This window comes from Microbacterium sp. AG238 (genome assembly GCF_003610405.1).
GTDB lineage: Bacteria > Actinomycetota > Actinomycetes > Actinomycetales > Microbacteriaceae > Microbacterium.
The window spans coordinates 904572-931387 of record NZ_RAQC01000001.1; the positions used below are offsets into that span (position 1 = coordinate 904572).

General features: G+C 70.0%; 26 protein-coding genes. 7 read left to right on the plus strand and 19 right to left on the minus strand.

Annotation, left to right across the window (positions count from 1 at the left end; all coding sequences use genetic code 11):
* Nucleotides 1-114: 114 nt before the first annotated feature.
* Nucleotides 115-732, plus strand: a complete 618-nt coding sequence (locus DEU36_RS04275; protein WP_120264350.1) for a GNAT family N-acetyltransferase — start codon at nt 115-117, stop codon at nt 730-732.
* A gap of 22 nt (nt 733-754) precedes the next feature.
* Nucleotides 755-1123 carry an RNA-binding S4 domain-containing protein gene (locus tag DEU36_RS04280; RefSeq protein WP_120263070.1) on the plus strand — a complete coding sequence of 123 codons (369 nt, stop codon included), beginning with the start codon at nt 755-757 and terminating at the stop codon, nt 1121-1123.
* 56 nt (nt 1124-1179) lie between these two features.
* Here the strand turns inward: DEU36_RS04280 and DEU36_RS04285 are convergent, their stop codons facing one another.
* From DEU36_RS04285 to argC, 11 genes are all read right to left on the minus strand, one after another.
* A complete protein-coding gene (locus DEU36_RS04285) occupies nt 1180-1974 on the minus strand; it encodes a DUF4184 family protein (protein WP_120263071.1) in 795 nt (264 codons plus the stop codon).
* Nucleotides 1975-1983: 9 nt separating this feature from the next.
* A complete protein-coding gene (tyrS, locus tag DEU36_RS04290; RefSeq protein ID WP_259455207.1) occupies nt 1984-3288 on the minus strand; it encodes a tyrosine--tRNA ligase in 1305 nt (434 codons plus the stop codon).
* A 363-nt stretch (nt 3289-3651) separates the two neighbouring features.
* The gene (locus DEU36_RS04295; RefSeq protein ID WP_120263073.1) at nt 3652-4347 is read right to left on the minus strand and encodes a hypothetical protein; all 696 of its coding nucleotides are present in this window, start codon (nt 4345-4347) and stop codon (nt 3652-3654) included.
* Entirely contained in the window at nt 4344-4988 is a 645-nt protein-coding gene (locus DEU36_RS04300) for a SatD family protein (RefSeq protein ID WP_120263074.1), read from the minus strand. The genes DEU36_RS04295 and DEU36_RS04300 overlap by 4 nt, the downstream gene beginning before the upstream one ends.
* Nucleotides 4989-5066: 78 nt before the next feature.
* The gene (gene argH / locus DEU36_RS04305) at nt 5067-6497 is read right to left on the minus strand and encodes an argininosuccinate lyase (RefSeq protein ID WP_120263075.1); all 1431 of its coding nucleotides are present in this window, start codon (nt 6495-6497) and stop codon (nt 5067-5069) included.
* A gap of 9 nt (nt 6498-6506) precedes the next feature.
* A complete protein-coding gene (locus DEU36_RS04310; protein WP_259455339.1) occupies nt 6507-7607 on the minus strand; it encodes a DUF1624 domain-containing protein in 1101 nt (366 codons plus the stop codon).
* Between the two features lie 33 nt (nt 7608-7640).
* Complete coding sequence (argF, locus tag DEU36_RS04315) at nt 7641-8564, minus strand: ornithine carbamoyltransferase (protein ID WP_120263076.1); 924 nt, start codon at nt 8562-8564, stop codon at nt 7641-7643.
* The gene (locus DEU36_RS04320; protein ID WP_120263077.1) at nt 8561-9808 is read right to left on the minus strand and encodes an acetylornithine transaminase; all 1248 of its coding nucleotides are present in this window, start codon (nt 9806-9808) and stop codon (nt 8561-8563) included. The genes argF and DEU36_RS04320 overlap by 4 nt, the downstream gene beginning before the upstream one ends.
* Nucleotides 9805-10710, minus strand: a complete 906-nt coding sequence (gene argB / locus DEU36_RS04325) for an acetylglutamate kinase (protein WP_120263078.1) — start codon at nt 10708-10710, stop codon at nt 9805-9807. The genes DEU36_RS04320 and argB overlap by 4 nt, the downstream gene beginning before the upstream one ends.
* The gene (argJ, locus tag DEU36_RS04330; protein ID WP_120263079.1) at nt 10707-11864 is read right to left on the minus strand and encodes a bifunctional glutamate N-acetyltransferase/amino-acid acetyltransferase ArgJ; all 1158 of its coding nucleotides are present in this window, start codon (nt 11862-11864) and stop codon (nt 10707-10709) included. The genes argB and argJ overlap by 4 nt, the downstream gene beginning before the upstream one ends.
* Complete coding sequence (argC, locus tag DEU36_RS04335; protein ID WP_120263080.1) at nt 11861-12907, minus strand: N-acetyl-gamma-glutamyl-phosphate reductase; 1047 nt, start codon at nt 12905-12907, stop codon at nt 11861-11863. The genes argJ and argC overlap by 4 nt, the downstream gene beginning before the upstream one ends.
* A gap of 375 nt (nt 12908-13282) precedes the next feature.
* Here argC and DEU36_RS04340 point away from each other — a divergent pair, with 375 nt between their 5' ends.
* From DEU36_RS04340 to DEU36_RS04355, 4 genes are read left to right on the plus strand one after another with little or no spacing between them, the layout of a single operon-like run.
* Nucleotides 13283-13939, plus strand: coding sequence for a hypothetical protein (locus tag DEU36_RS04340; RefSeq protein WP_147374362.1), 657 nt, complete (start codon nt 13283-13285; stop codon nt 13937-13939).
* Complete coding sequence (locus tag DEU36_RS04345; RefSeq protein ID WP_071918345.1) at nt 13936-14235, plus strand: transcriptional regulator; 300 nt, start codon at nt 13936-13938, stop codon at nt 14233-14235. Before DEU36_RS04340 ends, DEU36_RS04345 begins: the two co-directional genes overlap by 4 nt.
* Nucleotides 14232-15161 carry an ABC transporter ATP-binding protein gene (locus DEU36_RS04350; protein WP_120263082.1) on the plus strand — a complete coding sequence of 310 codons (930 nt, stop codon included), beginning with the start codon at nt 14232-14234 and terminating at the stop codon, nt 15159-15161. The genes DEU36_RS04345 and DEU36_RS04350 overlap by 4 nt, the downstream gene beginning before the upstream one ends.
* Nucleotides 15161-15913 carry an ABC transporter permease gene (locus DEU36_RS04355; RefSeq protein WP_120263083.1) on the plus strand — a complete coding sequence of 251 codons (753 nt, stop codon included), beginning with the start codon at nt 15161-15163 and terminating at the stop codon, nt 15911-15913. The genes DEU36_RS04350 and DEU36_RS04355 overlap by 1 nt, the downstream gene beginning before the upstream one ends.
* Before the next feature lie 33 nt (nt 15914-15946).
* Here DEU36_RS04355 and DEU36_RS04360 read toward each other — a convergent pair whose 3' ends face one another.
* Nucleotides 15947-17527, minus strand: a complete 1581-nt coding sequence (locus DEU36_RS04360; protein WP_120263084.1) for a hypothetical protein — start codon at nt 17525-17527, stop codon at nt 15947-15949.
* The gene (locus DEU36_RS04365; RefSeq protein WP_259455208.1) at nt 17509-18312 is read right to left on the minus strand and encodes an ABC transporter ATP-binding protein; all 804 of its coding nucleotides are present in this window, start codon (nt 18310-18312) and stop codon (nt 17509-17511) included. Before DEU36_RS04365 ends, DEU36_RS04360 begins: the two co-directional genes overlap by 19 nt.
* A gap of 59 nt (nt 18313-18371) precedes the next feature.
* On the opposite strand from DEU36_RS04365, the gene DEU36_RS04370 reads away from it, so the two are divergent.
* Entirely contained in the window at nt 18372-19496 is a 1125-nt protein-coding gene (locus tag DEU36_RS04370; RefSeq protein ID WP_120263085.1) for an AAA family ATPase, read from the plus strand.
* An 85-nt stretch (nt 19497-19581) separates the two neighbouring features.
* On the opposite strand, the gene pheT is transcribed toward DEU36_RS04370, so the two are convergent.
* The 6 genes from pheT to DEU36_RS04400 all read right to left on the minus strand — a co-directional run bounded on the left by pheT (nt 19582) and on the right by DEU36_RS04400 (nt 26643).
* On the minus strand, nt 19582-22101 hold the full coding sequence (gene pheT / locus DEU36_RS04375) for a phenylalanine--tRNA ligase subunit beta (protein ID WP_120263086.1): 2520 nt from the start codon (nt 22099-22101) through the stop codon (nt 19582-19584).
* On the minus strand, nt 22101-23141 hold the full coding sequence (gene pheS / locus DEU36_RS04380; protein WP_120263087.1) for a phenylalanine--tRNA ligase subunit alpha: 1041 nt from the start codon (nt 23139-23141) through the stop codon (nt 22101-22103). The genes pheT and pheS overlap by 1 nt, the downstream gene beginning before the upstream one ends.
* Nucleotides 23142-23218: 77 nt before the next feature.
* Nucleotides 23219-24169 carry an amino acid ABC transporter permease gene (locus DEU36_RS04385; protein WP_120264353.1) on the minus strand — a complete coding sequence of 317 codons (951 nt, stop codon included), beginning with the start codon at nt 24167-24169 and terminating at the stop codon, nt 23219-23221.
* Nucleotides 24166-24813: an amino acid ABC transporter permease gene (locus tag DEU36_RS04390; RefSeq protein WP_120263088.1), complete on the minus strand. Its 648-nt coding sequence runs from the start codon at nt 24811-24813 to the stop codon at nt 24166-24168. Before DEU36_RS04390 ends, DEU36_RS04385 begins: the two co-directional genes overlap by 4 nt.
* Before the next feature lie 70 nt (nt 24814-24883).
* Nucleotides 24884-25795 carry a glutamate ABC transporter substrate-binding protein gene (locus DEU36_RS04395; RefSeq protein ID WP_120263089.1) on the minus strand — a complete coding sequence of 304 codons (912 nt, stop codon included), beginning with the start codon at nt 25793-25795 and terminating at the stop codon, nt 24884-24886.
* Nucleotides 25796-25851: 56 nt separating this feature from the next.
* Nucleotides 25852-26643, minus strand: coding sequence for an amino acid ABC transporter ATP-binding protein (locus tag DEU36_RS04400; protein ID WP_094262001.1), 792 nt, complete (start codon nt 26641-26643; stop codon nt 25852-25854).
* Nucleotides 26644-26816 lie beyond the last annotated feature (173 nt).

The window sequence follows — 26816 nt, forward strand, 5'->3', positions numbered from 1 at the left end:
CCTATCCTAACCGGTCCTGAGCCCGCTCGCGAACCGGCGCACCCGGGCGCGTTGCGCGGCTTCGGCGACGACCGATCGTTGCCCGGTGTCCGAGGCGGGCAGTACGGTCTGGCCATGAGCGAGACGACGATCGTGCCGGTGACGCCGGGCAGCTTCAGCGATGCCCAGCACGCGATGAGCGGTGGCGGCGACGGACACGAGTGTCAGTGCCAGTGGTGGACGATGACCAACGCCGACTTCCAGCGCACCAATATCGACGGCCGTGCCTCAGCCTTCCGAAGCGAAGTGGATGCCGCGCCCTCCCCCGGACTCATCGCCTACGTCAATGGCGACGCGGCCGGCTGGGTCCGTGTCGGTCCGCGTACTCGCCAGATCCGACTGAGCAAGACCCGCGCATACGCCGGTGCGACCGAAGAGCCCTGGGACGACGCGGATGTCTGGGCCGTGAGCTGCTTCGCCGTGCGCAAGGAGCACCGTGGCTCGGGCCTCAACGCGGCGCTCCTCGATGCCGCGATCACCTTTGCTCGCGATAACGGCGCGCGGGTGGTCGAGGCGTACCCGGTCGACCCGGATGCGGGGCGAAAGGTCACCTCGAACGAGCTGTACCACGGGGCTCTCTCCACGTTCCTCAACGCGGGCTTCCGTGAGGTCGCGCGCCCCAAGCCACACGTCGCCGTGGTCTCCCTCGACCTGGCCGGCGCGAACGAGATCAGCGCCGGAGAGCACCCCTGACCCTTCAGCGAGAATGGAACGCATGACCGCATCCGTCTCCCCTGTCCGCGTGGACTCGTGGCTGTGGGCGGTACGCATCTACAAGACCCGCTCAGCGGCGACCACGGCCTGCCGAGCTGGTCACGTCCGGGTCAACGGCGAGAAGGTCAAGGCGTCGCAGTCGGTGAAGCCCGGCGACGAGCTGCGCGTGCGGATCGCGGGCTTCGACCGCATCCTCGTCGTCCGGCAGACGCTCACCAAGCGCGTCGGCGCGCCCGTCGCCGCGACCGCCCTGGAAGACCGCACTCCCCCGCGCGAGCCGATGGCGATGCTCGCCGTCCGCGACCGCGGCGCCGGACGGCCCACGAAACGCGAACGCCGTGAGATCGACCGGCTACGCGGAGTCGATTGATCCATCGCCTCGGCGCACACGAGCACGGGCCGCTGAAGACCAGAAGCCCGCGATACTCAGCGCACAGCGCGGCGACGCGCCACCTGCACGACGACGCACAGCACGAGCGTCACCACTCCCCAGATGGCGCATGCGGGCGGCAGCACACGGTACGCGAGGTGCTGGGCGGTCCACTCCGCCGTCAGCGGGCCATGCGCGGCGAGGCCGATCAGCCACGCCACGACGAGCGCGACCGGCAGCGACGCCCACCAGACCACCCGCACCGCACCCGGCAGCACCCGCCTCACCGGAGCCGACGACCGTTTCCGCAACCAGAACGCCCCCGCCACCGCGAGCCCGACCAAACCCAGCGCGCTCGAGGCGTACTGGAACCATCGGTAGCCGTGGAACGATCCCCAGAGTTCGGCCAGCACGGGGAAGAGCTCGACGCCCCAGCGCCCCTCGTGGGTGAAGGCGTCCCACGCGATGTGGCTCAGCACGCCGAGAGCGAGCGACACCACGACCAGAAGAACCGTGACCGCGACCGACCGGCTCCGCCCCGTTGCCGGCCCGACCGTTCGCAGCGCGTCACCGCCCGTAGCGTCCCACGCCGACGGCAGCCTTCCCGCGAGCCAGTCCGGCGCGAGCTCACGCACCGCCGGGCGCAGCAGCAGCCACCACGCGAGCAGCAGCACACCCGCGATCACGACCGTCAGCCACGGGTACGCGTGCGTCTGCGCATAGCTGATGCCGACCCCGCGCACGAACAACGGCAGATCCGGAGCCATCGCCCCGACAGCCACCGCCGCCGGCACGAGCGGTGTGCGAACGACCGCCAGCGCGACGACGGCGTGGCTCGGGGTGAACGGCATCCGGTCGGGTCAGTCCTCGACGAAGACGCCCGCGAGCGTCTTCTTGCCCCGCCGCAGCACGGCCACACCGCCCGGCAGGTCGCCGACGACGACGGCCGACTCGTCGTCGACCTTCGCGCCGTTGATCGAGACGCCGCCCTGCGCGATGGCCCGGCGGGCCTCCGACAGGCTGGCGACGAGCCCGGTGTCGACGAGCAGCTGCACGACCGAGGCGCCGGCGGATGCGGTGGCGTGCGGAAGCTCCTGCAGAGCCGAGCGCAGCGTGGCGGCGTCGAGAGCGGTCAGGTCGCCCTGTCCGAACAGAGCGTCGGATGCCGCGATGACCTTCGCCGTCGCATCCACGCCGTGCACCGTCGCGGTGACCTCGAACGCCAGACGCTTCTGCGCCGCGCGGCGGAACGGCTCGTCGGCGACGAGACGCTCGTACTCGGCGATCTCGGCGCTGCTGAGGAACGTGAACACCTTCAGGCGCTCGACGACGTCGGCATCCGCGGTCGAGAGCCAGAACTGGTAGAACGCGTACGGGCTCGTGAGCTCCGCGTCGATCCAGATCGCGTTGCCCTCGCTCTTGCCGAACTTCGTGCCGTCGCTGTTGGTGATCAGCGGCGTGCCGAACGCATGCACCGAGGTGCCCTCGACGCGATGGATCAGGTCGGTGCCGCTCGTGAGGTTGCCCCACTGGTCCGATCCGCCCGTCTGCAGCGTGCAGCCGTACTGGCGGTAGAGCTCGAGGAAGTCGAGCCCCTGCAGGATCTGGTAGCTGAACTCGGTGTAGCTGATGCCGGCATCGGAGTTCAGGCGCGCGGCGACGGCATCCTTCTTCAGCATCGTGCCGACGCGGTAGTGCTTGCCGATCTCGCGCAGGAAGTCGATCGCCGACATCGGCGCCGTCCAGTCGAGGTTATTCACCATGCGGGCGGCGTTCTCGCCCTCGAAGCTGAGGTACTTCTCGATCTGACCGCGCAGGCGGTCGACCCACTCGGCGACGGTCTCACGCGAGTTGAGCGTGCGCTCGGCGGTCGGACGGGGGTCGCCGATGAGGCCGGTCGAGCCGCCGACGAGACCGAGGGGCTTGTGACCGGCCAGCTGCAGGCGGCGAAGGGTCAGCAGCTGCACGAGGTGACCGAGGTGCAGGGATGCCGCCGTCGGGTCGAAGCCGCAGTAATACGTGATGGGGTCTCCGCCGAGCGCCTCTCGCAGCGCTTCCTGGTCGGTGGACACATGCACGAGACCGCGCCACACCAGCTCGTCCCACACGTTCTCGAACGCGGGATCGAGCGCCACGGGGGCGGTCGTCAGGGCTTCATCAGACACGCGCTTCAGGCTATCAGCGGCGCACCCGCCGACACGGCCCGACCGGCGGTCCGGCCCCAGCCTTCGCGGTGCCGTCATCAGGCTGGCGGGCGCCTCGGGCGACGTCGAGGCCCCGGCCCGGCGGCTGAGCCTGTCGACGGCACGGGAATCAGCACGCCGAGGAAACGTCATACAGACCGACCACGTGCCCTCGCAGCCGCGCATGGGGACCCAACGCGCGGCGTCGCCGTTCCGTCATCAGGCTGGCGGGCGCCTCGGGCGACGTCGAGGCCCCAGCCCGGCGGCTGAGCCTGATGACGGCACACGAAACAGTCCTCCGAAGCCACAAGACCGGCGGCGTGCTGAGCGCCTCACCGACGACGCTCAGGCGGCGGTGCCCCACCAGATGAGGAAAGCCGCACCGAGCGCGACGACCCAGCTGACCAGGCTTCCGACGAGGAAGTACTCGGCGCGGTCTCCCCCGTCGTGGTCGCGCGAGATCTCGGGGAAGCGGACGATGCCCTTCGCCGCGAGCACGGCGGCGAGAAGCGTGAACGCTCCAGTGAGGGTGAGCGCGAAGACGAGCACGCGCTCGAGGGGGCCGATGATGCGCCCGCCCTTCAGCTCGTTCGCCGCTTCGGCGGCCACGACCCCGCCGCGGAGCGACGCACGCACGATGACATTGCCCGATTCGACGAGGAACACCAGCGCACCCGCGAGCGCGATGGCGAGGTCGAGGCTCACGACGCCGAGGGGCGAGTCGATCGGCCAGATCCGCTCGAGAGGGCCCTGGCCGTCGCGCACCCCGATGAGCGCGACCGCCACGGCCACGACGACGGCCAGGAGCGCCGCGGGCCACAGGCCCCAGCGGGTGGGCTCGCGCGTCGAGGTGACCGCTGCCCATCCGGCCGCGACGGCGATCGCTGCGAACCACCACGCTGCTGCCCCGGCCCATGCCGCGAGCGGCAGGAGTGCTGCGCCAAGGACGACCAGGACGATCCCAAGCCTCGCACCCGACAGCCTCTTGCGGGCGAGATCGAGCCCGCCGACCGCCAGCAGCATGAGCCCCGCGCCGATCATGACGAACGCTCCGTCAGAGCTGCGTACCCGGCGACGATCGCGGGGGCCCCCGAGGATGCGAGCAGCTGCGAGACCGCCGACTGCGTGATGCCCTCCTCCTTCGCGAGCGCACCCTGCGTGCGGCCGAGGCAGCGACCGTAGGTCAGCCGCCGAGCGCGCTCCGACATCGCCCCGACGATCTCGTCGCGTGAGAGCAGGTAGGCGTTGGCGAAGCGGATGCGGTCGGCCATGGCGATATCCTCGTCCTCCCCTCCGACAATGCGGGTGCGGGCGCGCGGAACCGCGCGGTCCTGCATCGCGTGCACCTGCTCGATCGCCGCGCGCGCACGCCACCACCCCGGGCCGTCGGAGATGTCCGAGCTCTCCGAGACGACCGAGCCGACGTCGCCGACGCCGAGCCCGAACCGCAGCGACGTCTCGTCGGGCAGGGCGAGCTGGAGAAGCAGAAGCCAGGCCAGCGCGTCGTCGAGGTCGTCGAAGACCGCCTGGAACTCATCGGCGAACGTGGCGCGCATGGGCGCCGCGGCGACGGGTAGAGAATGGTCGACCTCGGCCATGGCCGCCTCGATCCGCGCCTGTGTGCGACTGCGGTCTTCGAGCAGACGCGATCCGACGATGTCTGCGATGACGGCGATGGACATAGCGATCAGGCTAGCACTTATATTTTTGGTATATAAGTGTTGAGCTGATGAACCCGATATATCAGCTCCGGGCTGATATCAGAGCTGCCACACACGCACGGCCTGCTGGGCGCGAGCGATCAATGCCGCGCGCTGCTCGTCGACCCGCACCGGTGCGGTACCGCCGACACCGTCGCGGCTGGCGACCGACCCCTCGGGTGAGAGGACACCTCGGACCTCGGGAGAGAGGTGCTCCGAGACCGAGACGAGGTCGTCGTCGGATGCCTCGTGCAGCTCGATCCCGCGCTCTTCGCAGAGCCGCACGAGCGAACCCGAGATCTCATGCGCCTCGCGGAAAGGAACACCACGCTTCACAAGCCATTCGGCGACATCGGTCGCGAGCGAGAAGCCCTGCGGCGCCAACTCGGCCATACGGACGAGATCGAACCGAAGCGTCGCGATCATGCCGGCGAACGCGGGGAGGACGACCTCGAGCGTCTCGATCGAGTCGAAGACAGGCTCTTTGTCCTCCTGCAGATCACGGTTGTACGCCAGCGGCAGCGCCTTGAGGGTGGCGAGCAGACCCGACAGGTTGCCGATCATGCGCCCCGCCTTGCCGCGGGCGAGCTCGGCGATGTCGGGATTCTTCTTCTGCGGCATGATGCTCGACCCGGTCGAATAGCCGTCGTCGAGGGTCACGAAGCCGAACTCGCGGGTGTTCCAGATGATGATGTCTTCCGCGAACCGCGAGATGTCGACGCCGATCATCGCGGCGATGAACGCGAACTCGGCCACAACGTCGCGCGACGACGTGCCGTCGATCGAGTTGTCGGCGGGACGCTCGAGACCGAGTTCCGTCGCCACGAGCTGAGGGTCGAGACCGAGAGTGGCCCCGGCGAGCGCTCCCCCGCCGTACGGCGAGACCCGAGCGCGGGCCGACCAGTCGCGCAGGCGCTCGAGGTCGCGCAGCAGCGGCCACGCGTGGGCCTGCAGGTGATGGGCGAGCAGCACCGGCTGCGCGTGCTGCAGGTGGGTGCGGCCGGGCATGATGGCGCGCGAGTGCGCCTCGGCTTGGCCGACGATGGCGTCGATCACCCGCAGGATGTCGCGGGCGATGACCTCGGCGTGATCGAGCAGGTACAGGCGCACCAGAGTGGCGATCTGGTCGTTGCGGCTGCGGCCGGCGCGCAACTTGCCGCCGAGCTCCGGTCCGACGGTCGCGATGAGAGCGGCCTCAAGCGCGCCGTGCACGTCTTCGTCGCCGGGAGCGGGCTGCAGCGAGCCGTCGCGCACGGCCGCGAGCACCGAGTCGAGCCCCGCGTGCATGCGGCTCTCTTCGTCGGGCGTGAGGTAACCGGCCGCGGCGAGCGCCTTCGCGTGAGCGTGCGATCCGGCGATGTCATAGCCGGCCAGAGCCCAGTCGAAGTGGGTCGATCGGCTCAGGCGGGCCAACTCGGGCGCCGGGCCCGAGGCGAAGCGGGCTCCCCAGAGAGCCCCGGAGTTCGTGCCGCCTGACGTGTCTTCGCTCATCGCTCCAGCCTATCGGGGCGGCATCGCCGCGCCCGGCGCCGCCGAGTGCCCGCGGACGGTCAGCCGCGCGAGTGCGTCGATGCCGGCTTCGAGCGGGCCACGCCCGACGACGAGGGCCCACACGGTGCATCCGAGGATGATGCCGAGGGTCATCGGCCAGAACGGGTCGAGCGCCCGGTAGGCGTCGAGTTCGAACACGCCGGGCTCGGCGGCGGGACGGGTGAGGGCCCACACCACGATCTGCGCCGAGTACGCGGTCAGGGGCATCGAGCCCACCGCGCGCAGCGGCAGAGCGGCCCAGGTGATCGGCGTCCGGCACACGAGCACGCACACGCCGATGACGAGCAGCGCGAAGCCGCCGGATCCGATCACCTCGAACAGCCCGGAGGAATGGGCCTCGCCCGTCCACGGCGTCTCACCGAAGACCTCCGAGCGCCCCCAGACGATGTCGAGAGCGGCCCCGACCGCCGTCAGGGCGAGCCCGGCGAGGGCGACGAGCCACGGGGTCGCGCGCGAGCGCAGGTCGAGGCGCGCCACGCCCATACCAGCCAGGACGAACGCCATCCAGGTGAGGAAGGGGTAGTGCCAACCGAGGGCGTTCGATAGATCGACCCCGGCGGGCGTCGACCAGAACGCCAGGCCGTCGATCGCCGCCTGCGGGAACGGCGCGACGAGCCCCACGACCCCGGCCGCGATGAGCAGCGTACGCGCCCGCAGCGGCAGGACCGCGGCGGCGATCACGAACAGCAGCGCGTAGGCGGGGAGGATGACGTACACCGGCACCGCGAGGAACAGCAGCAGCACGCCGATCACCCAGATCGCCCCGGCCCGCACGAGCAGGCGCAGACGAGTCGTCTCGAGTCGTGGGCCGCGCAGCGGCACCGGGCCGCCGCTGATGAGCCCGATCGACACGCCCGCGAGGGTGGCGAACAGGATGGACGAGCGACCGTGGACGATCCCCTCGTACGAGGAGGGGATCGTCCAATCGAAGTCGGGGATCGCGAGCAGGTGTGCTGCCAGCATCCCGATCACGGCGAGGCCGCGAGCGAGGTCGATGCCGTCGATGCGCGACGGCGCGAACAGCGGGCGGCGCCGCAGCATCTCGCTCATCCCCGACACCGAACGCTCCTCACCGCCTCGTGGTCACTGCTGACGCAGCAGCCAGACCAGCAGCGCCTTCTGCGCGTGGAGGCGGTTCTCTGCTTCGTCCCAGACGACGCTGTCCGATCCGTCGATGACGTCGGCGTCGACCTCGTACCCGCGATCGGCGGGCAGGCAGTGCATGAAGATCGCGCCGTCGGCAGCGGCATCCATCGTCTGCTGCGTCACCTTGTACGCGCCCAGATCGCGGATGCGTGCGATCTTCTCCTCTTCCTTGCCCATCGAGACCCAGGTGTCGGTCACGATGACGTCGGCACCGGATGCCGCCTCGAGCGGGTCGACCAGGATCGTGACCGAGCCGCCCGTCTGGGCCGCGATGCGCTGCGCGTCTGCCACGACGTCCTCACGGGGACCGTAACCCTCCGGAGACGCGACGCGGACGTGCATCCCCGCGGTCACGCCGGCGAGCACGTACGAGTGACCCATGTTCGACTGACCGTCGCCGAAGAACGACAGCGTGAGCCCGGCGAGGTCACCCTTGTGCTCGCGAATCGTCAGCAAGTCGGCGAGCAGCTGGCAGGGGTGGAAGTCGTCGCTCAGCGCGTTGACGACCGGAACGCGGGTGCCGCGGGCCATCTCCTCGAGCCCGGCCTGCGCGTACGTGCGCCAGACGATCGCGGCGACCTGCCGCTCGAGCACCCGTGCGGTGTCGGACGGGGTCTCCTTGCCGCCGAGCTGGCTGCTGGCGGTCGAGATGATCAGCGGCGAACCGCCCAGGTCGGCGATGCCGACAGCGAACGAGACGCGCGTGCGCGTCGACGACTTGTCGAAGATGACCGCGACGGTCTGCGGGCCCTCGAGGGGCTTCAGCTTCCAGCGGTCCTTCTTCAGCGACAGGGCGAGGTCGAGCACCTCGGCCTGCTCGGCCGGGCTCAGGTCGTCGTCGCGGAGCAGGTGGCGGGTCATGCGGATTCCTCCGTGGTCGTGTTCTCGAGAAGCAGGGCCGACTCGACGGTGCGCAGCGCGGCGGTGAAAAGCTCGGCGAACTCGTCGATCTCGACGTCGCCGATGGTGAGCGGCGGGGCGATCCGCACCGTGCGGTCGTTGGCCGCGTTGACGATCAGCCCGTGCTCCTGCGCCGCGGCCACGACGGCGCCGGCGACCGGATGCCGCAGCCCGACGCCCAGCAGCAGGCCCTGTCCGCGCACGCCGTCGATGAGCGGCGAGTCGATCGACTCGAGAACCTGCCGCACGCGCGCGCCGTGGGTGGCGGCGGCATCGACGAGTCCGGCGTTCTCGATCTCGCCGAGAACGGCCGAGGCGACGGCGGTGCCCAGCGGGTTGCCGCCGAACGTCGAACCGTGGGTGCCCGGGTAGAACAGCTCGCTCGCGCTCGCGAACGTGATGAGCGCACCGATCGGAAAGCCGCCGCCGATGCCTTTGGCGACCGTGATCGCGTCGGGCTCGATGCCGGCGTGCTGGAACGCGAACCACGCGCCGGTGCGCCCGGCGCCGGTCTGGATCTCGTCGATGATCAGCAGCGCGCCGTGGCGCTTCGTGATCTCTCGCGCCGCCACGAGATAGCCCTCGGGCAGCGGGATGACGCCCGCTTCGCCCTTGATGGGCTCGACGAACAGCGCCGCGACGCGATCGTCGATCGCGGCCTCGAGGGCCTCGATCGTCGAGTCGATGCTCTCGACGCCGGGAACCATCGGCTCGAACGGCTGCTGCATCTGCGGCTTGCCGGTCAGGGCGAGGGTGCCCATCGTGCGTCCGTGGAAGGCATCCTTCAGCGCGAGGATACGGGGGCGCTCGGCTCCTCCGTGCAGACGTGCGAGCTTGAACGCCGCCTCATTGGCCTCGGCGCCGGAGTTGCCGAAGTACACGCGTCCGGCGTCACCGGTGCCCGCGAGACGCTTGAGCTTCGCCGCGAGGTCGAGCTGCGGCGGCGTCGCGAAGTAGTTCGACACGTGCGAGAGGGTGGCCGCCTGGCGCGAGACCGCCTCGACGAACACGGGGTGGGCGTGCCCGAGCGAGTTGACGGCGATGCCCGAGAGGAAGTCGAGGTAGCGCTTGCCGTCGGCATCCCAGACGTATGCCCCCTCGCCGCGTTCGAGCAGCGCCAGGCGCGCACCCGCGCTGCGCACGAGGTCACGATCGACGTCGTCCGCCCATGTGGGCGCCGTCTGCTGGATCGTCGGGTTCGTCATCCCGCCACCACCTCCGTACCGATTCCTTGTGCTGTGAAGACCTCGACCAGCACCGAGTGGGGCTGGCGTCCGTCGATGATGGCCGCCGTGTCCACTCCCCCGTCGACCGCGTCGAGGCAGGCCTGCATCTTCGGGATCATCCCCGACTCGAGCTTCGGCAGCATCGCGCGGAGGTCCGTCGACGTCAGATGCGACACGAGCGAGTCGCGGTTGGGCCAGTCGGCGTAGAGACCGGGCACGTCGGTGAGGACGACGAGCTTCGTGGCACCGAGAGCCGTCGCGAGGGCCGCGGCCGCGGCATCCGCGTTGACATTGAGCGACTGACCCGGATTGTCGAGGTCGGGGGCGATCGAGGAGATGACCGGGATGCGTCCCGCGTCGAGCTGATCGTGGACCGGCTGCGGATCGACCTCGACGACATCGCCGACGTGGCCGAGGTCATGCTCGGTGCCGTCGATCACGACACCGCGGCGGCGGCCGCCGAACAGACCGGCATCCTCACCCGACAGGCCCGTCGCGAACGGACCGTACGCGTTGATACGGGCGACGAGCTGCGGATTGATCTGCCCCGTGAGCACCATGCGGACGACGTCGATCGCCTCGGTGCTCGTGACCCGGTAGCCGCCCTTGAACTCGCTCTCGATCGAGAGCCGGTCGAGCATCTTGGAGATCTGCGGGCCGCCGCCGTGCACGACGACGGGCTTGACACCCACGAAGCGCAGATAGGCGATGTCCTGGGCGAAGGACTCCTGCAACTCCTCGGAGACCATCGCGTTGCCGCCGTACTTGATGACGATGATCTGGTCGCGGAAGCGCTGCAGCCACGGCAGCGACTCGATGAGGACGCCCGCCTTGGCTGCCGCCTCTTCGGGGGTCGTGTACTGGAGGTCGATGTCGTTCATGAGGAGTAAGCGCTGTTCTCGTGGACGTAGTCGTGCGTCAGGTCGTTCGTGAGGATCGTCGCCGTCGCATCGCCCGACTTCAGGTCGATGAGGATGCGCGTCGCGCGAGGCGTCAGGTCGACCTCCTCACGCGGGCGGTCGGGCCCACCGGCCGTGCAGACCCGCACCCCGTTGAACGACACGTCGACGTCGTACGGGTCGAACGCGGCATCCGTCGTGCCGATCGCCGCGAGCACGCGGCCCCAGTTGGGGTCGTTGCCGAAGATCGCGGCCTTGAACAGGTTGTTGCGGGCTACGGAGCGTCCGACGACGACAGCATCCTCTTCGGATGCCGCCCCGACGACCTCGATCGAGATGTCGTGGCTCGCGCCTTCGGCGTCGCCCTGCAACTGCTCGGCGAGGTCGGCGCAGAGCCCGGCGAGCGCGTCGGCGAAGTCCGCGGCATCCGGAGTCACTCCCGACGCGCCGCTGACCATCAGCGTCACCTGGTCGTTGGTCGACATGCATCCGTCGGAGTCGAGCCGGTCGAAGCTCGTGCGCGTCGCGGACCGGAGCGCCGCGTCGGCCTGCGCCGAATCGAGGACGGCGTCGGTGGTGATGACGACGAGCATCGTCGCGAGGCCCGGAGCGAGCATCCCCGCGCCCTTCGCCATACCGCCGATCGTCCAGCCACCCCGGGAGACGACGGCGCGCTTGGGGCGCGAGTCGGTGGTCATGATCGCGAGCGAGGCGGCCTCGCCGCCGTCGGCGCTGAGCGAGCCGATCGCAGCGGTGGTGCCGTCGAGCACCTTGGCTCGGAACACCTCATCGCCGGTGCCGATGAGTCCGGTCGAGCAGACGAGCACATCGCCCGAGCTCACATCGAGCAGCTCGCCCGCCTTCTCGGCGGTCTGATGCGTCGTCTGGAAGCCGAAGCTGCCGGTGAAGCAGTTCGCTCCCCCCGAGTTGAGGACGACGGCCTCGACCACACCATCGGCGATCGCCTGCTGCGACCAGATGATCGGGTTCGCCTTGGCGCGGTTCGAGGTGAAGACCGCGGCGCCGACCTTGAGCGGGCCGCGGTTGACGACGACGGCGACGTCGGGCTTTCCGGTGGACTTCAGACCCGCGGCGACGCCGGCGGCTTCGAAACCCTGGGGGGCGGTGACGCTCACGGGGCGACTCCGTTCACGCTCAGGCCCGTGGTCTCGGCGAAACCGAGGGCGATGTTCATCGACTGGATGGCGGCACCCGCGGTGCCTTTGGCGAGGTTGTCCACCGCGGTCACGACGACCACCCGGCCGGCAGCGCGGTCGATCGCGAGGCCCATGAGGGCGGTGTTCGCGCCGGTGACGTCGGCGGTGCGGGGGAACGACCCTTCGGGCAGCAGCTGCACGAAGGTCTCGTCGGCGTAGGCGCTCTCCCACGCCTCGCGGATCTGCGCGTCGCTGACGCCGTCTGCGATCGGGGCGGTCGAGGTGGCGAGGATGCCGCGCGACATCGGCACGAGGACCGGAGTGAACGAGATGCGGATGTCACCCGCCGCACCCGCGCCGCGCAGCGCCTGCCGGATCTCGGGGATGTGGCGGTGCGTCCCGCCGATCGCGTACGGGTTGGCCGATCCGAGGATCTCGGCGGCGAGGAGGTTCGTCTTCAGGCTCTTGCCCGCGCCCGAGGGGCCGACGGCCAGCACGCTCACGATGTCGCCCGGGTCGATTACGCCGGCCGCGACCCCGGGGGCGAGGCTCAGCGCGACGGTCGACGCGTTGCAACCGGGGGCCGCGATGCGCGAGGCCCCGATGAGCTTCTCCCGCTGCTTGCCGCCGCCGGTCAGAAGCTCGGGCACGCCGTAGGTCCAGGGTTCGTGGAACTCGCCGCCGTAGAAGGCATCCCAGTCGTCGGACGAGGTCAGCCGGTGGTCGGCACCCGCGTCGATGACGAGGGCGGTGTCGGCGAGCGCGTCGGTGTACTGCCCGGACTGTCCGTGCGGGAGGGCCAGGAACACGATGTCGTGCCCGGCCAGGACCTCGGGCGTCGAGGGCTGCAGCGTGAGATGCCGCAGCGAGCGGAGGTGCGGCTGGTGGTCGATGAGGGGCTGACCGGCGTTGGAGTGCGCGGTGACCGTGCGGATCTCGACCTCGGGGTGAGCGGCGAGCAGGCGCAGGATCTCGCCTCCCGCGTATCCGGATGCGCCGGAGACGGCGACGGAGAGGGGCATGACTTCCACCTTATTGTCTGGGATGCCGTCGCCTCTGCGGCGACGGGGACCGGCGGCGGCGACACCACGCGCTCGACCGCGGATGCGGGAGCGTGCAGGGTCGCCTAGCGTCGGCGGTCGCCCAGACGTCGGCGCGCGCGAAGCACCGTGACGGTGCGCTGCGGAGCCGAAGACATGCGCCGACAGTAGCGCTCGCTCGCGGCATCCGCCAAATCCCCTGCGGGCGACGCGCGTGGCGTGGGGCGCAGTTGCGCCTGTCGAGCGCGGTTCGAACTGCGCCTATCCCGCCGAAGTGCGCCCGATGCGGCGAGGCGACGGGAACGGGAACGGGATGCCGAGTTGACGGCGTCAAGTTTGCAATGCAAAGTGATTTGCATGGAGCACGATTCGATGGATGACGAGCAGCAGGCCGACCCGGCGGCGATGCTCGCCCTCATGCAGGACCAGCGCCGGCGCACCGCGCACTGGGTCAACCGCAACTACGCCGTGATGCTCATCACCTGGGCGGCGGCGTGGATCATCGGGTTCGGAGCCATCTGGAGCGCGGCGAGCGGCGGTGGGAATCCGTGGTTCCGCATCCCGACGACGCCCGCGTGGATCGTCTTCGGCGTGGTGCTCGTGGCGGGCATCGTCGTGTCCGGTGTGGCCGGCATCCGCTCGGGTATCGGCGTGCGCGGACCGTCGCGCCTGGCCGGAGCCATGTACGGCTGGGCGTGGTCGCTGTCGATGTTCGGCGCCGGACTCCTGGTCGGTGCGGTGCAGCGCACGGGCGCGGATGCCGCGGTGATGGCGGTGCTCTCCCCCGCGATCTTCGTCCTGCTGGTCGGCGTGCTCTACCTCGCCGGCGGTGCGCTCTGGCGCTCGCCCGTCCAGTACGCGCTCGGTGTCATCATGATCGCCACCGCGATCATCGCGTCGTACGCGGGCTCCCCCACCAACTACCTCGTCTACGCGACGGTCGGGCCGTTCGCCATGCTCGTCGTCGCGACCCTGATGCTTCGCGGCGTCATCCCGGCAGAAGGCAGCCGATGACCGAGCTCGACCCGGTGATCCACGCCCCCGCCCGCCTGCGCATCGTGACGGCGCTGAACGAGGCTCTCGCCGACGGCGACGAAGTGACCTTTCCCGTGCTGCAGAAACTGCTCGGGATGACCGCGGGCAACCTCACCACGCACCTCGCGAAGCTCGAGGCTGCCGGATACGTCGAGACCGCGAAGGCCTTCGCGGGCCGGAAGCCCGTGACCTACGTTGCGCTGACGCCCGCCGGGCGTGCCGCGTTCCGCACCTATCGCACCCACCTGCTCGATCTCCTCGGAGGAGGATCATGACCGCCCTCATCAGCACCCGCGACCTCGTGAAGCGTTTCGGCGACGTGACCGCGCTGGCCGGGGTGACCCTCGACATCCACGCCGGCGAATGCGTCGGCCTGCTGGGCCCGAACGGCGCCGGCAAGACGACGCTGCTCTCGCTCGTCGAGGGCTTGCGAACGCCGACGAGCGGCGAAGTGCGCCTGTTCGGCGGCGACCCGCGCGCCGCGTCATCCCGCGTGCGGCTCGGCTCGACGCCCCAGGCGACGGCCCTGCCCGACGCCTTGCGCGTGGGCGAGGTCCTCGACTTCGTCGCGGCGCACTTCCCTCATCCCTCGCCCCGCAGCCGCATCGTCGACGAGTTCGATCTCGGCCCACTGCTGCGCCAGCAGTGCGGCGCACTGTCGGGCGGCCAACAGCGCCGGGTCGCCGTTGCGCTGGCATTCGTCGGCGATCCCGACCTCGTGCTGCTCGACGAGCCCACGACCGGTCTCGACGTCGACGCCCGACGAGCCCTCTGGGATGCCGTCCGCGCCCGGCACGCCGCCGGATGCGCCGTGGTAGTCACGAGCCACCACCTCGAAGAGATCGAGCAGCTCGCCCAGCGCGTCGTCGTCATCGACGACGGCGTCGTGCGCACCGACGACACGCTCGCGGCTGTCGTGTCGAGCGTCTCGCGTCGCCGCGTCACCCTGCGCGGTGTCTCGGCAGACGACATCCGGCGCCTCGACCCCGAGGCATCCGTCACCGTCTCTCACGGCACCGCGTTGGACGACACGGCCTCTGACGGCACCGTCACCGCCGTCGTCGCCGACTCCGACGCTCTCGTCCGCTCGCTCGTCGCCGCCGGTCTCCCCTTCGCCGACCTCACGGTGCGCGGGGCGACCCTCGAAGAGGCGTTCCTCACCCTGACCTCCACGTCCGCACACACCGACAAGGCCGCCTGATGTCCACGCTCTCGCTCACTCTCACCGCGACCAAGTACAACCTCGTCGAGACCGCACGGGTTCCGATCGCCGTCATCGGGTCGGTTGTCTTCCCCACCCTCGCGTTCTGCCTCTTCGTGCTGCCGCAGGGGGCGGTTGTGGCCGACAGCACCGTCGCGACAGCCGCTGTCTGTTCGATGGTGGTGTTCGCCTTCATGTCGTCGGGGCTGTTCTCCGTCGGCCTCGAACTCGCCGAGCAGCGCTCGAAGCCGTGGACGCCGTACCTGCGTACGCTCCCCGGAAGCCCGCTCGCCCGCATCGGCGCCCTCATCCTCGCGACCCTCGCGATCGCGACCGTCGCGATGCTGCCGCTGCTCGTCGTCGGCGGGATCTTCACGAGCGCGCGCCCCGAACCGCTCCGGTTGCTCGCGGCCATCGTGCTCGTGATCGCGACGGCGCTGCCGCCGATGCTCATCGGCGCGATCATCGGTCTCACGACAGGCCCGAAGGCGGCCATCGCCGTCACGCAGGTCGCGCTGTTCCTGCTGGCTTTCGGCGGTGGCCTGTTCCTGCCCCCGCAGCTGTTCCCCGCATGGCTCGACACCGCATCGTCGGCTCTGCCGATCCGTCAGGCGCGAGAGATCGTGGTCGGCGTCGCGACGGGGTCCGAGGTGCCGCTGTGGGCGGTGCTCGGCGTCATCGCGTGGACGGTCGCGCTGGGAGCCCTCGTCGTGTGGCTGTACCGACGCGACGAGGGCCGCCGCTACCGCTGATCGCGAGCGGCCCCCGGCAGGATCCCGCGTAGATCAGGTGGGGAACGACTTGATGCGCACGAGCAGGTCGGGGCCCGTCCGCTCGAGTGTCCGCCCGCCGACGAGGACGCCGACGATCGCGACCACGGCACCGAAGACGACACCGACGGCCAGCGCGATCCAGCCCCACATCGCATCTCCCGTGACGGCGTTCACGATCGCGGGAACGATAGCCGGCAGCGACAGCGCGATCACCGCGGCCCATACGACGAACACCAGCAAGCCGACGATGGAGTTCTGGCCCGGCGTGCTCTTGAACGGGCTGTCACCGGGCGCGGGCACGGGCGTGACGATGAGCGCCGACGACACAGCGCACGCGCCGTATCCGGCCAGCAGCACGCCGAGCGCCGCGCCGAGGACGGCGGGCAGGTGCGCCGCGTCGCCCGCGACCACGGCCGTCGCGACCGCGATGACGAGGATGAGCGGGATGCCGACGCACGCGGCCCCGAGCAGACGCCCGAGGCGGTCGGCGCGGCCCGAGATGCCCGTGGCGAGGGTCGTGCCGAATGCCGTCCCGTCGAACGAGACGTCGGCGTAGCCGACCGCCGCCATCACGAGCGCAGCCAGGACGGGCGAGATCAGGAACATGAACCCGTCCGTTCCGCCCGTGAAGGCGAACAGCACCGGGAACAGCGGGATGACGATGAGCTGACGGAGGTAGCGCGGGTCGCGCAGCCATCCCGAGAGCGACCGCGCCCACGTCGCACCGACACCACCGGTCGGCATGACGCCGAACAGGCCGAGCTTTCCGGCCGCGACCGCGCGGGTCGCGCGCTGACGCGGCGACGACACGGCGGTCTCGATGACGCGGTCCCACACGATCCACAGCACGACGAGGGTCGCGATGGCGATCGCCGTGCTCGCGAGAGCGGGCAGCCATTGCCCCGCCGCGACGCTGGGGGCGACCGACCAGGCGGCACCGAGCGGGGTCCAGGCGAGGATGCCGGCCGCCTGCTGGATACGCGTCCAGAGATCACCGCCCGCCTGGTCGAGCAGCGCCGCGACGCCCGTCAGGATGGGGCCGGTCATGATGAGCACGACGAGCACGACGGTGCCGATGATCTCGCGCGATCGGCGACCGCCCATGCCACCCGACAGCTCGCCCATCAGACGCGACGCCAGCACGCAGGTCAGCACGCCGAGCAGGACGGTGGGAACCGCGACGACCGCAGCGACCGGCCAGCGCACCCAGACGATGAGCGTCGCGAGGGCGGCGACGGTGGTGACGATCCCAGGGATGCCGGTGAGCCCGGTGCCCGCGAGAGCGAGCATGACTTGGCGGCGCGTCAGCGGGAACGGCGCGAGGCGCACGGCGTCGACGGTGCTGTCGAGCCCCGCGATGATGATCGGACCGACGAGCCAGCCGAGGATCAGCGCCGAGCCGCCGAGGACGGAGACCACGGTCGCCACTTCGAGGTTCTGGAAGATCGACAGCGCGATGAGCGCCGTGACCAGACCGCCGAGGATACCGAGCCCCCACAGCGACCCGAGGATGAAGCCGACCAGCTGCCAGGGCCGCCGAGCGAGCGTGTTCCCGAGAACGCGATAACGCAGCTTCAGGACTGTCGCAACCACTGCGGTCCCTCCGACTGGTGGCGTCCGCCCACGAGCGAGACGAAACGGTCCTGCAGGCTCTCACCGGCGCGCACCTCGTCGATGGTGCCCGCGGCCAGCACCCGGCCGGCGGCGATGACGGCGACGTGGTCGCACATGCGCTGGACGAGATCCATGGAGTGGCTCGAGACGATCACCGAGCCGCCCGAGGTCGTGTAGCTGCGCAGGACGTCCTCGATGTTCGCGGCAGACACCGGGTCGACCGACTCGAACGGCTCGTCGAGCACCAGCAGACGCGGGGCGTGCACGAGGGCGCAGGCGAGCGCGACCTTCTTGGTCATACCGGCGGAGTAGTCGGCGACGATGGTCCCGGCCGCGGCGCGCAGGTCCATGAGGTCGAGCAGGTCCGACACGCGCGGCGCGATCTCGGGGCGCGGCAGCCCGAACATCATCGCGGTGTAGGTGATGAGCTGTTCTCCCGTGAGGCGGTCGAAGAGCCGCACACCGTCGGCGAGGTTGCCGATCGTGCGCTTCGCGGCCACCGGGTCGCGCCATACGTCGATGCCGTGGACACGGGCGGTGCCGGCATCCGGGCGCAGCAGGCCCGTGGCCATCGAGAGGCTCGTGGTCTTGCCCGCGCCGTTCGGACCGACGAGGCCGTAGAACGACCCGCTCGGAACGACGAGGTCGATGCCGTCGACGGCGACCTTCTCGCCGAACCTCTTGACCAGGCCGTGCAGCTCGAGGGCGGGGGCGGCATCAGCCGCCGGGGACGATGGGGTGACGCTGGCTGGGATCTCGCTCACGGCCCCGACACTATCGGGAAGCGGGCGGCGGTGTCAGAAGCGGATGCCAGAGTGAAGGGATGCTGCGCACTCTGGCTGTATCGGGATACCGTTCGCTCCGCGATGTCGTGGTGCCGCTCGGCGACCTCACCGTCGTCACCGGCCCCAACGGTTCGGGCAAGTCGAACCTCTACCGCGCCTTGCGCCTGCTGGCCGCGGCCGCGCAGGGCGACATCGTCGGGGCGCTCGCCCGGGAGGGCGGTCTGCCGTCGGTGCTGTGGGCGGGACCCGAGAACGGCGGCGGCCAGGGAACCGTGCGACGCGGGCCGATCGCGGTTCAGCTCGGCTACGCGTCCGACGAGCTGGGATACCTCATCGATCTCGGCATCCCTCAGGGCGATCAGACCAGTCCGTTCGCCCGCGACCCCGAGATCAAGCGCGAACAGGTCTTCGCCGGCACCGTCGCCAAGCCATCGACGCTGCTCATCGATCGCACCCGGCAGCTGACGCGGGTGCGAGAGCACTCGTGGACCATGCTCGACCAGCAGCTGGCACCGTACGAGAGCATCGTCACCGACCTCGCCGAGGGCGACACCGCCCCCGAGCTGTTGACGCTTCGGCGCGGGATGACCGCCTGGCGCTTCTACGACCACTTCCGGGTCGACCTCGACGCGCCCGCACGCCAGCCGCAGGTGGGCACCCGCAGCCACACCCTCGCGCACGACGGCGCGAACCTCGCCGCCACCTGGGCGACGATCGTCGATGCCGGGCACGGCCCAGCGCTCGCCCGAGCGGTCGACGATGCCTTCCCGGGCAGCCGCGTGCGCGTCGTGACCTCCGACGGTCTGTTCCGGCTGACGATCGAACAACCCGGGCTGCTGCGGTCTCTCGACGCGGCCGAGCTCTCGGACGGCACGCTGCGGTACCTGCTGCTCTGCGCCGCGCTGCTGCCTGCGCGCCCGGCCCCGCTGCTCGTACTCAACGAGCCCGAGGCGAGCCTGCATCCCTCGCTCCTGGGTCCGCTGGCATCGCTGGTACGCACGGCATCCGAACGCACTCAGGTCATCACCGTCTCGCATGCCGATGCCCTCGTCGACGCTCTGCCCGAGCCGGCGCGCGTCGAGTTGCAGCGCTCCGACGCCGAGACGATCGTGCGCGGTCAGGGCCTTCTCGACGTTCCGGCGTGGAACTGGGGCTCGCGCTGAGCCGGGCACGCGTCAGGCGCAGTTCCGAACGTGAGGCGCGCATGAACCCGCGCTCGACGTTCGGAACTGCGCCCGATACGCAGCGTCAGTCGCGGATGACGGCACCGAAGCGCTCGGCAGCGACGGCGACTCCCGCGAGCTTGGCCTCGCTCGCCTCCGCCGCCGTCAGGGTGCGGTCGTCGGCGCGGAAACGCAGTGCGAACGTCAGGCTCTTCGAGCCCTCCGGCACGCCTGCCCCGCGGTAGTCGTCGACGAGACGGAGCGACTCGAGCAAGACACCCGCGCCCTCGGACAGGGCCGAGGCGAGCGCCCCTGCCGTCACATCAGCCGGCACGACGAGCGAGACGTCCTGCGTCGCCGCCGGGTAACCCGACAACGAGGCGACGACGACCCGCTCACCCGTGCCGGCGAGGATCGCATCGAGGTCGACCTCGGCGACGAGCACGCGGCCCGACAGATCGGCTGCGGCCGAGACCTCGGGATGCAGTTCCCCGGCGTACCCGACCTCGATACCCCCCACGGTGAGCGCGGCGGCGCGACCCGGATGCAGCGCGGCACGCCGGGTCTGGGAGATCTCGATGTCGACCCCGGCTGCCGAGGCGATCGCGGCGACGGCGGCGAACACGTCGCTCAGGTCGGCCGCGATCGCAACATGGCCCGGCGTCTTCGGTGCGACGTTCCCGGCGACGAGAACCGCGACGTGACGCGGCTGCGGCGGGATCGACGCGTGGAGCTCGGCGAGGGTCGCGTCATCGGGGCGGGCGGCGAGCGGCGGAACCGTCGCGGTGCCGTACTGCACTCCCGGCTCGGGCAGGAAGACGGCGCCGACCTCGAAGAGCGCGAGATCGGTCAGCCCGCGCGAGACGTTGCGGTGCGCGACCTGGAGCAGTCCCGGCACGAGCGAGCGGCGCAGGTAGGGCGCCTGCCCGTCGAGCGGGTTCGCGATCTTGATCGACGGCAGCTCTTCGCCCGAGGCGGAGCCATGCAGGTCGTTGCTGTCGTGCGTCGTGAACGGGAACGACGGGGTCTCGACGAAGCCCGCGGCCGCGAGCGCGTTCGAGACGCGACGACGACCCTTCTGCGCATCCGTCAGGCCACGGCCGGAGGGAGCGGTCGGCAGCACCGACGGCACCCGGTCGAGCCCGTGGATCCGGGCGACCTCTTCGGCGAGAGTCCACTTGTCGGTGAGATCGGGACGCCACGACGGCGGGATGACCTCGTAACCGGCATCCGTCTCCGATACTTCTGCGCCGATCGTCTCGAGCGCGGAGACGACCTCGTGATCGGTGTAGTCGACGCCGATGAGCCCCGCGACGAAGCCGCGCGGCAGGTCGATCGCCTCGAGGAAGACCTCGCTGAACAGTGCACCGCCGACAGGCTCGAGCGTGCCCCCGGCGAGCTCGACCATGAGGTCGGCGACGCGGCGCGCGGCGACGAAGGGCAGCAGCGGGTCCACGCCTCGCTCGAAGCGACGCGACGCCTCGCTCGGCAGCTTGTGCCGACGCGCGGTGCGGGCGATCGTGACGGTGTCGAAGATCGCGGCCTCGATGAGCACGTTCCGCGTCGCGTCGGTCATCTCGGTCGTGCCACCTCCCATGACGCCGGCGAGGCCGATCGGGCCCGACTCGTCGGTGATGAGGAGGTCTTCACCGTCGAGGGTGCGCTCCTTGCCGTCGAGCGTCGTGAGCTTCTCCCCCGGCGTCGCACGACGCACGGTGATGCCGCCGGTCAGCTTGTCGAGGTCGTAGCCGTGGATCGGGTTGCCCAGCTCGACCATCACGTAGTTCGTGATGTCGATGAGGATGCCCAGCGAGCGGATGCCGGCGAGCGAGAGGCGCGCGACCATCCACGGCGGCGTCGGACGCGAGGGGTCGACACCCGAGACGACACGCACCGCGAACTCGCTCGCACCGACCCGGTCGCGAATCGGCGCCTGATCGTCCACGGCGACGTCGAAGCCCGTCGCCGGATGCTCGAGCTCCTCGAAGTCACGCACGCCCGGGTCGCGGAAGGCTGCACCGGTGGCGTGGGAGTACTCGCGTGCGATGCCGCGCACCGACAGCGCGTAGCCGCGGTCGGGAGTGACGTTGACGTCGATCGCGGCGTCGTCGAGGCCGAGCAGCGCGATCGCGTCGGCGCCGACCGGCGCATCCTCATCGCTGTCGAGACCCAGCTCGGTCAGGCGCAGGATGCCCGAGTGCTCGTCACCGAGCCCCAGCTCCTTGGCCGAGGCGATCATGCCGTCGGAGACATGACCGTACGTCTTGCGTGCCGCGATCGGGAACGGTCCCGGCAGCACGGCGCCGGGGAGCGTCACGACGACCTTGTCGCCCTCGAAGAAGTTCGAGGCGCCGCAGACGATGCCGCGGATACCCCCGTTGGCCTCGCCGACGTCGACCTGGCACCAGCGGATCGTCTTGCCGTTGGACTGCGGCTCGGGTTCGAACGAGACCACCCGTCCCACGACGATCGGACCCGTCAGGTCGAAGCCGTGGACGTCCTCCTCCTCGAAGCCGACCGACACCAGTGCCGCGAGAATGTCTTCCGGTGCGGCATCCGCCGGCACCTCGACGTACTCACGCAGCCACGAGAGCGGAACGCGCATCAGACCACCATCCCGAACTGCTCGCTGAAGCGCACATCGCCCTCGGCCATGTCGCGCATGTCCTTCACGTCGGAGCGGAACATCAGCGTCCGCTCGATGCCCATGCCGAAGGCGAACCCGGAGTACACCTCGGGGTCGATGCCCGCGGCGCGGAGCACGTTGGGGTTCACCATGCCGCAGCCGCCCCATTCGATCCAGCGAGCACCGCCGGCGAAGGTCGGGTGCCATAGGTCGAGCTCGGCGCTCGGCTCGGTGAACGGGAAGTAGTTGGTGCGGAACCGCGTCTTCGCCTCGGGGCCGAACAGCTCACGTGCCGCGTGGTCGAGGGTGCCCTTGAGGTGCGCCATCGTGATGCCCTTGTCGACGACGAGTCCCTCGAACTGCGTGAACACCGGCAGGTGGGTCGCGTCGTACTCGTCGGTGCGGAACACCCGGCCGGGCGACAGCACGTAGATCGGGATGTCGCGCTCGAGCATCGACCGCATCTGCACGGGGCTCGTCTGCGTGCGCATGACGAGGTGCCGCGCGACGGGGTCGACGAAGAACGTGTCCTGCATCTGGCGCGCAGGGTGGTCGACGTCGAAGTTGAGCGAGTCGAAGTTGAACCACTCGTGCTCGAGCTCGGGCCCCTCGGCGATCTCCCAGCCCATCCCGACGAAGAGGTCGGCGACCTCCTCCTGCAGGAGCGAGATCGGATGCCGCGCCCCGACGCGCCCGCGCGGGGCGATGGCGGTGACGTCGAGCGCCTCGGCCTCGAGCTTGGCGGCCGTCTCCGCGGCGGCGAGCTCGTCCTCGCGGGCGGCGAGGGCCTGGGTGACACGGCCGCGCGCCTGGCCCACGAGCTTGCCGAACTCGGCCTTCTTCTCGTTGGGCACCGACCGCAGCTGCGCGTTGAGGCGCGCGAGCGGCGACCCCTCGGCGGTGTGGGCGTTGCGGGCTGACTTCAGCTCGGCGGTCGAGGCAGCGTCGGCGATGGCGGCGAGGGCCGCATCCACCGCCGCGGCGACCGCGTCAGGGGTGATCTCGGGTGCGTCGGACACGGGAGTCGAGTCTACCGGCGACGGGCCCCTCCGCTTTCGCGTGAGGGGCCCGTCGGGGTGAAGCAGGTGCTGTGGGATCAGCCGCGACGTGGGAAGCCGGCGAGTCCCCCGCCCTCGTTGCCCGTCGCACCGTCGGTGGCGGCCTGCGCAGCGATCAGCTGCGTGTCAGTAGTGGGCGCCACCGGGTGATGCAGCGGGTCGACCGCGGAAGCTCCGCCACCCGGGGTGCGCGGCGAACGCGAGAGACGCTTCTCGAGGAAGCTCGCGAACCACGACAGCAGCAGGCACATGACGATGTAGATCGCACCGATGACGATGCCCGACTGCAGGATCGGGCGTCCCGGCTGCGAGGTCAGCTGCTTGGCGTAGTACAGCAGCTCGGGGTAGGTGATGATGAAGCCGAGCGCGGTGTCCTTCAGCGTCACGACGAGCTGCGCGACGATGACGGGGAGCATCGCACGCACGGCCTGCGGCAGCAGGACGAGGCGCATGACTCCGCTCTTGCGGAGGCCGATCGCGTAACCGGCCTCCTTCTGCCCGCGCGGCAGAGACTCGATGCCGGCACGGAGGGCCTCGGCGAGCACCGAGCCGTTGTACGCGACCAGCGCGATGACGACGGCCCAGTACGGCTCGACACGGATGCCGAGGGTCGGCAGGCCGTAGTACATCAGCATCATGAAGATCAGCACCGGCACGGCGCGGAAGGCCTCGATGACGACGCCGAAGGGAATCCGGACCCATGCGTGATCCGACAGTCGCCCGATCGCGAGCACGAATCCGAGCGCCAGCGCACCGACCGCTGCGAGACCGAAAGCGGCGAGGGTGTTGCCGAGCGCCTTCATGATGCCCAGCCACACGTTGCTGAACGTGAAGATGTACCACTTGTCAGCGGAGAACTGCCCGCTCACCGCGAAGCGGAAGACGATGAAGCCGATCGCCGCGGCGACCAGGAGGATCGTGACGACACCGAGGATGCGGTTGCGCAGGATCGCGCGGGGCCCCGGGACGTCGTACAGGACGGAAGTCATCGCGCGATCCTCCACTTGTTCTCGAGTCGTCGCTGCACGGCGCTGAGCACCAGCACCAGAGCGACGAAGACGACGGCGACCCAGAGCAGGACCGTCAGGGCGTTCTCGCCCCGCTCACTCAGGTTGGAGCGGATGGCACCGAGCTCGACGACGGAGAATCCGGCGGCGACGGTGGTGTTCTTCAGCAGCGCGATGAAGACGCTCATCATCGGCGGCACGACCGACCGGAACGCCTGCGGCATCACGACGAGAGTCATGACCTGCCCGAACGTCAGGCCGATCGCCCGGGCCGCCTCCGCCTGACCGACCGGCACCGTGTTGATGCCGGCGCGAATGACCTCCGCGACGTAGGTCGCGGTGTAGATTCCGAGCGCCCAGATGCCGAGCACCGTGAAGCCGGGGTTCGGCAGGTCGAGCTGCGGGTAGCCGAACGCGAAGAAGAAGAAGACGAGCGTCAGCGGGGTGTTGCGGATGGTGTTGACGTAGACCGTGCCGAAGGCGCGCGCCACCGGGATCGGCGATACGCGCATCGCGCCGATCAGGGTGCCGAGGACCAGGGCGATCGCTCCGCCGGCGAAGAACAGCAACAGCGTGTTGCGGATCGCCTCGCCCCAGAGGTCGAGGTTGTCGGTGATGACGCCCACATCGTCTCCTTGGGTGGTGCGGGGCGGGGACGCGTGCGCCCCCGCCCCGTGGTCATGGTGTCAGTGCGACTCAGTACGCGTCGACCGCGGGCTGCTCGACCGTGATGCCGGACTGACCGAGGTTCTTGTCGAAGATGCCCTGCCACACGTCGCCGCCGTCGGTCAGCAGCTCGTTGATGTGCGCGCGGAACGCGTCGTCGCCCTTGCGCAGGCCGACGCCGTACTTCTCCTCGCTGAAGGGCTCGCCGACGACCTTGATCTCGTCGGGGTACTGCGCCGCGTAGCCGATCAGGATCGCCTGGTCGGTCGTGACGGCGTCGACGGTGCCGTTGATGAGCGCGTCGACGCATGCGGAGTACAGGTCGAACTCCTCGGTCGGAACCTCGGGGTAGTTCGCCTTGATGTTCTGGATCGGCGTCGAACCGGTCGCCGAGCACACGCGTGTGTTCTCGTTCAGGTCGTCCTCGCTCGCGATGTCGCTGTCGGCGGCGACGAGCAGGCCCTGGCCCGTGATGAAGTACGGACCGGCGAAGTCGATCTGCTGCTTGCGCGAGTCGGTGATCGAGTAGGTGCCGACGTAGTAGTCGACGTCGCCGTTGACGATGGCCTGCTCACGGTTGGCCGATGCGATCGCCTTGAACTCGATCTTGTCCTCGTCGTAGCCGAGGGACGCCGCGATCCAGCGGGCGATGTCGACGTCGAAGCCGCTGCGCTCACCCGTCGTCGCGTCGAGGAAGCCGAGACCGGGCTGGTCCTCCTTGACGCCGACGATCACCTTGTCGCGGGACTGGATGGCGTCGAACGTCGGGCTGCCCTCGAGCGAGACGTCGGAGGCGACCTCCCACAGGGCCTCGTTGCTGTCGCCGCCGTCACCGGTGGCGGCGCCGCCGGGCGAGGTGGGCGAGCCGCTGTTGCAGCCGGTCAGAGCGATCGCAGCGATGGCGACACCGGCGAAGGCGCCGGTGATTCGTGTCTTGCGCATGTGGTCCTCCTGGTTGGGGCATCCGCGCCCGGTGCAGAGCGCGGAGGTCGGTGGTCTCAGTGGGTGATGAGCTTGGAGAGGAAGTCCTTGGCACGGTCGCTCCGGGGCGCCGTGAAGAACTGCTCGGGAACGGCCTCTTCGACGATCTGGCCGTCGGCCATGAACACGACGCGATCGGCGGCTTTGCGGGCGAAGCCCATCTCGTGCGTGACGACGATCATCGTCATGCCGTCCTGCGCGAGGCCGACCATGACGTCGAGGACCTCGTTGATCATCTCCGGGTCGAGCGCGCTCGTGGGCTCGTCGAAGAGCATGACCTTCGGCTTCATCGCGAGCGCACGGGCGATCGCGACGCGCTGCTGCTGGCCGCCCGACAGCTGCGCCGGCAGCTTGTCGGCCTGGTGGCCCACGCCGACGCGGTCGAGCAGCTCACGGGCGAGCTTGTCCGCCTCGGCCTTCTTCATGCCCTTGACCTTGATGGGGCCGAGCGTGACGTTCTCGAGGATCGTCAGGTGGGCGAAGAGGTTGAACGACTGGAAGACCATCCCGACGTCGGCGCGAAGCGCCGCGAGAGCCTTGCCCTCGGAGGGCAGCTTCTCGCCGTCGATCGTGATCGTGCCCTCGCTGATCGTCTCGAGGCGGTTGATCGTGCGGCAGAGGGTCGACTTGCCCGAGCCCGACGGACCGATGACCACGACGACCTCGCCGCGGTTGACGGTCAGATCGATGTCCTTCAGAGCCTGGAACGAGCCGTAGTGCTTCTGCACGCCCTCGATCACCACGAGCGGGTCGCCGCGGCGCACCGAGATGTTCGACGTCGGGGGCGCCGGGTTTTCGGGAGTCGTCATAAGAGTTCACACTAAGAGCACTCCCCCGCCCGAGGCGGCCGCGAACCCGTCGAGTCACCGATCTGTAACAAAATCGGAATACACGGCGCGCCCATCCGCATCCATCGAGTCGCCATGAACTGCGGATGCCGCGCGGGCCGGACCCACACTTTCCGGCGACTCGACCGGTGGAA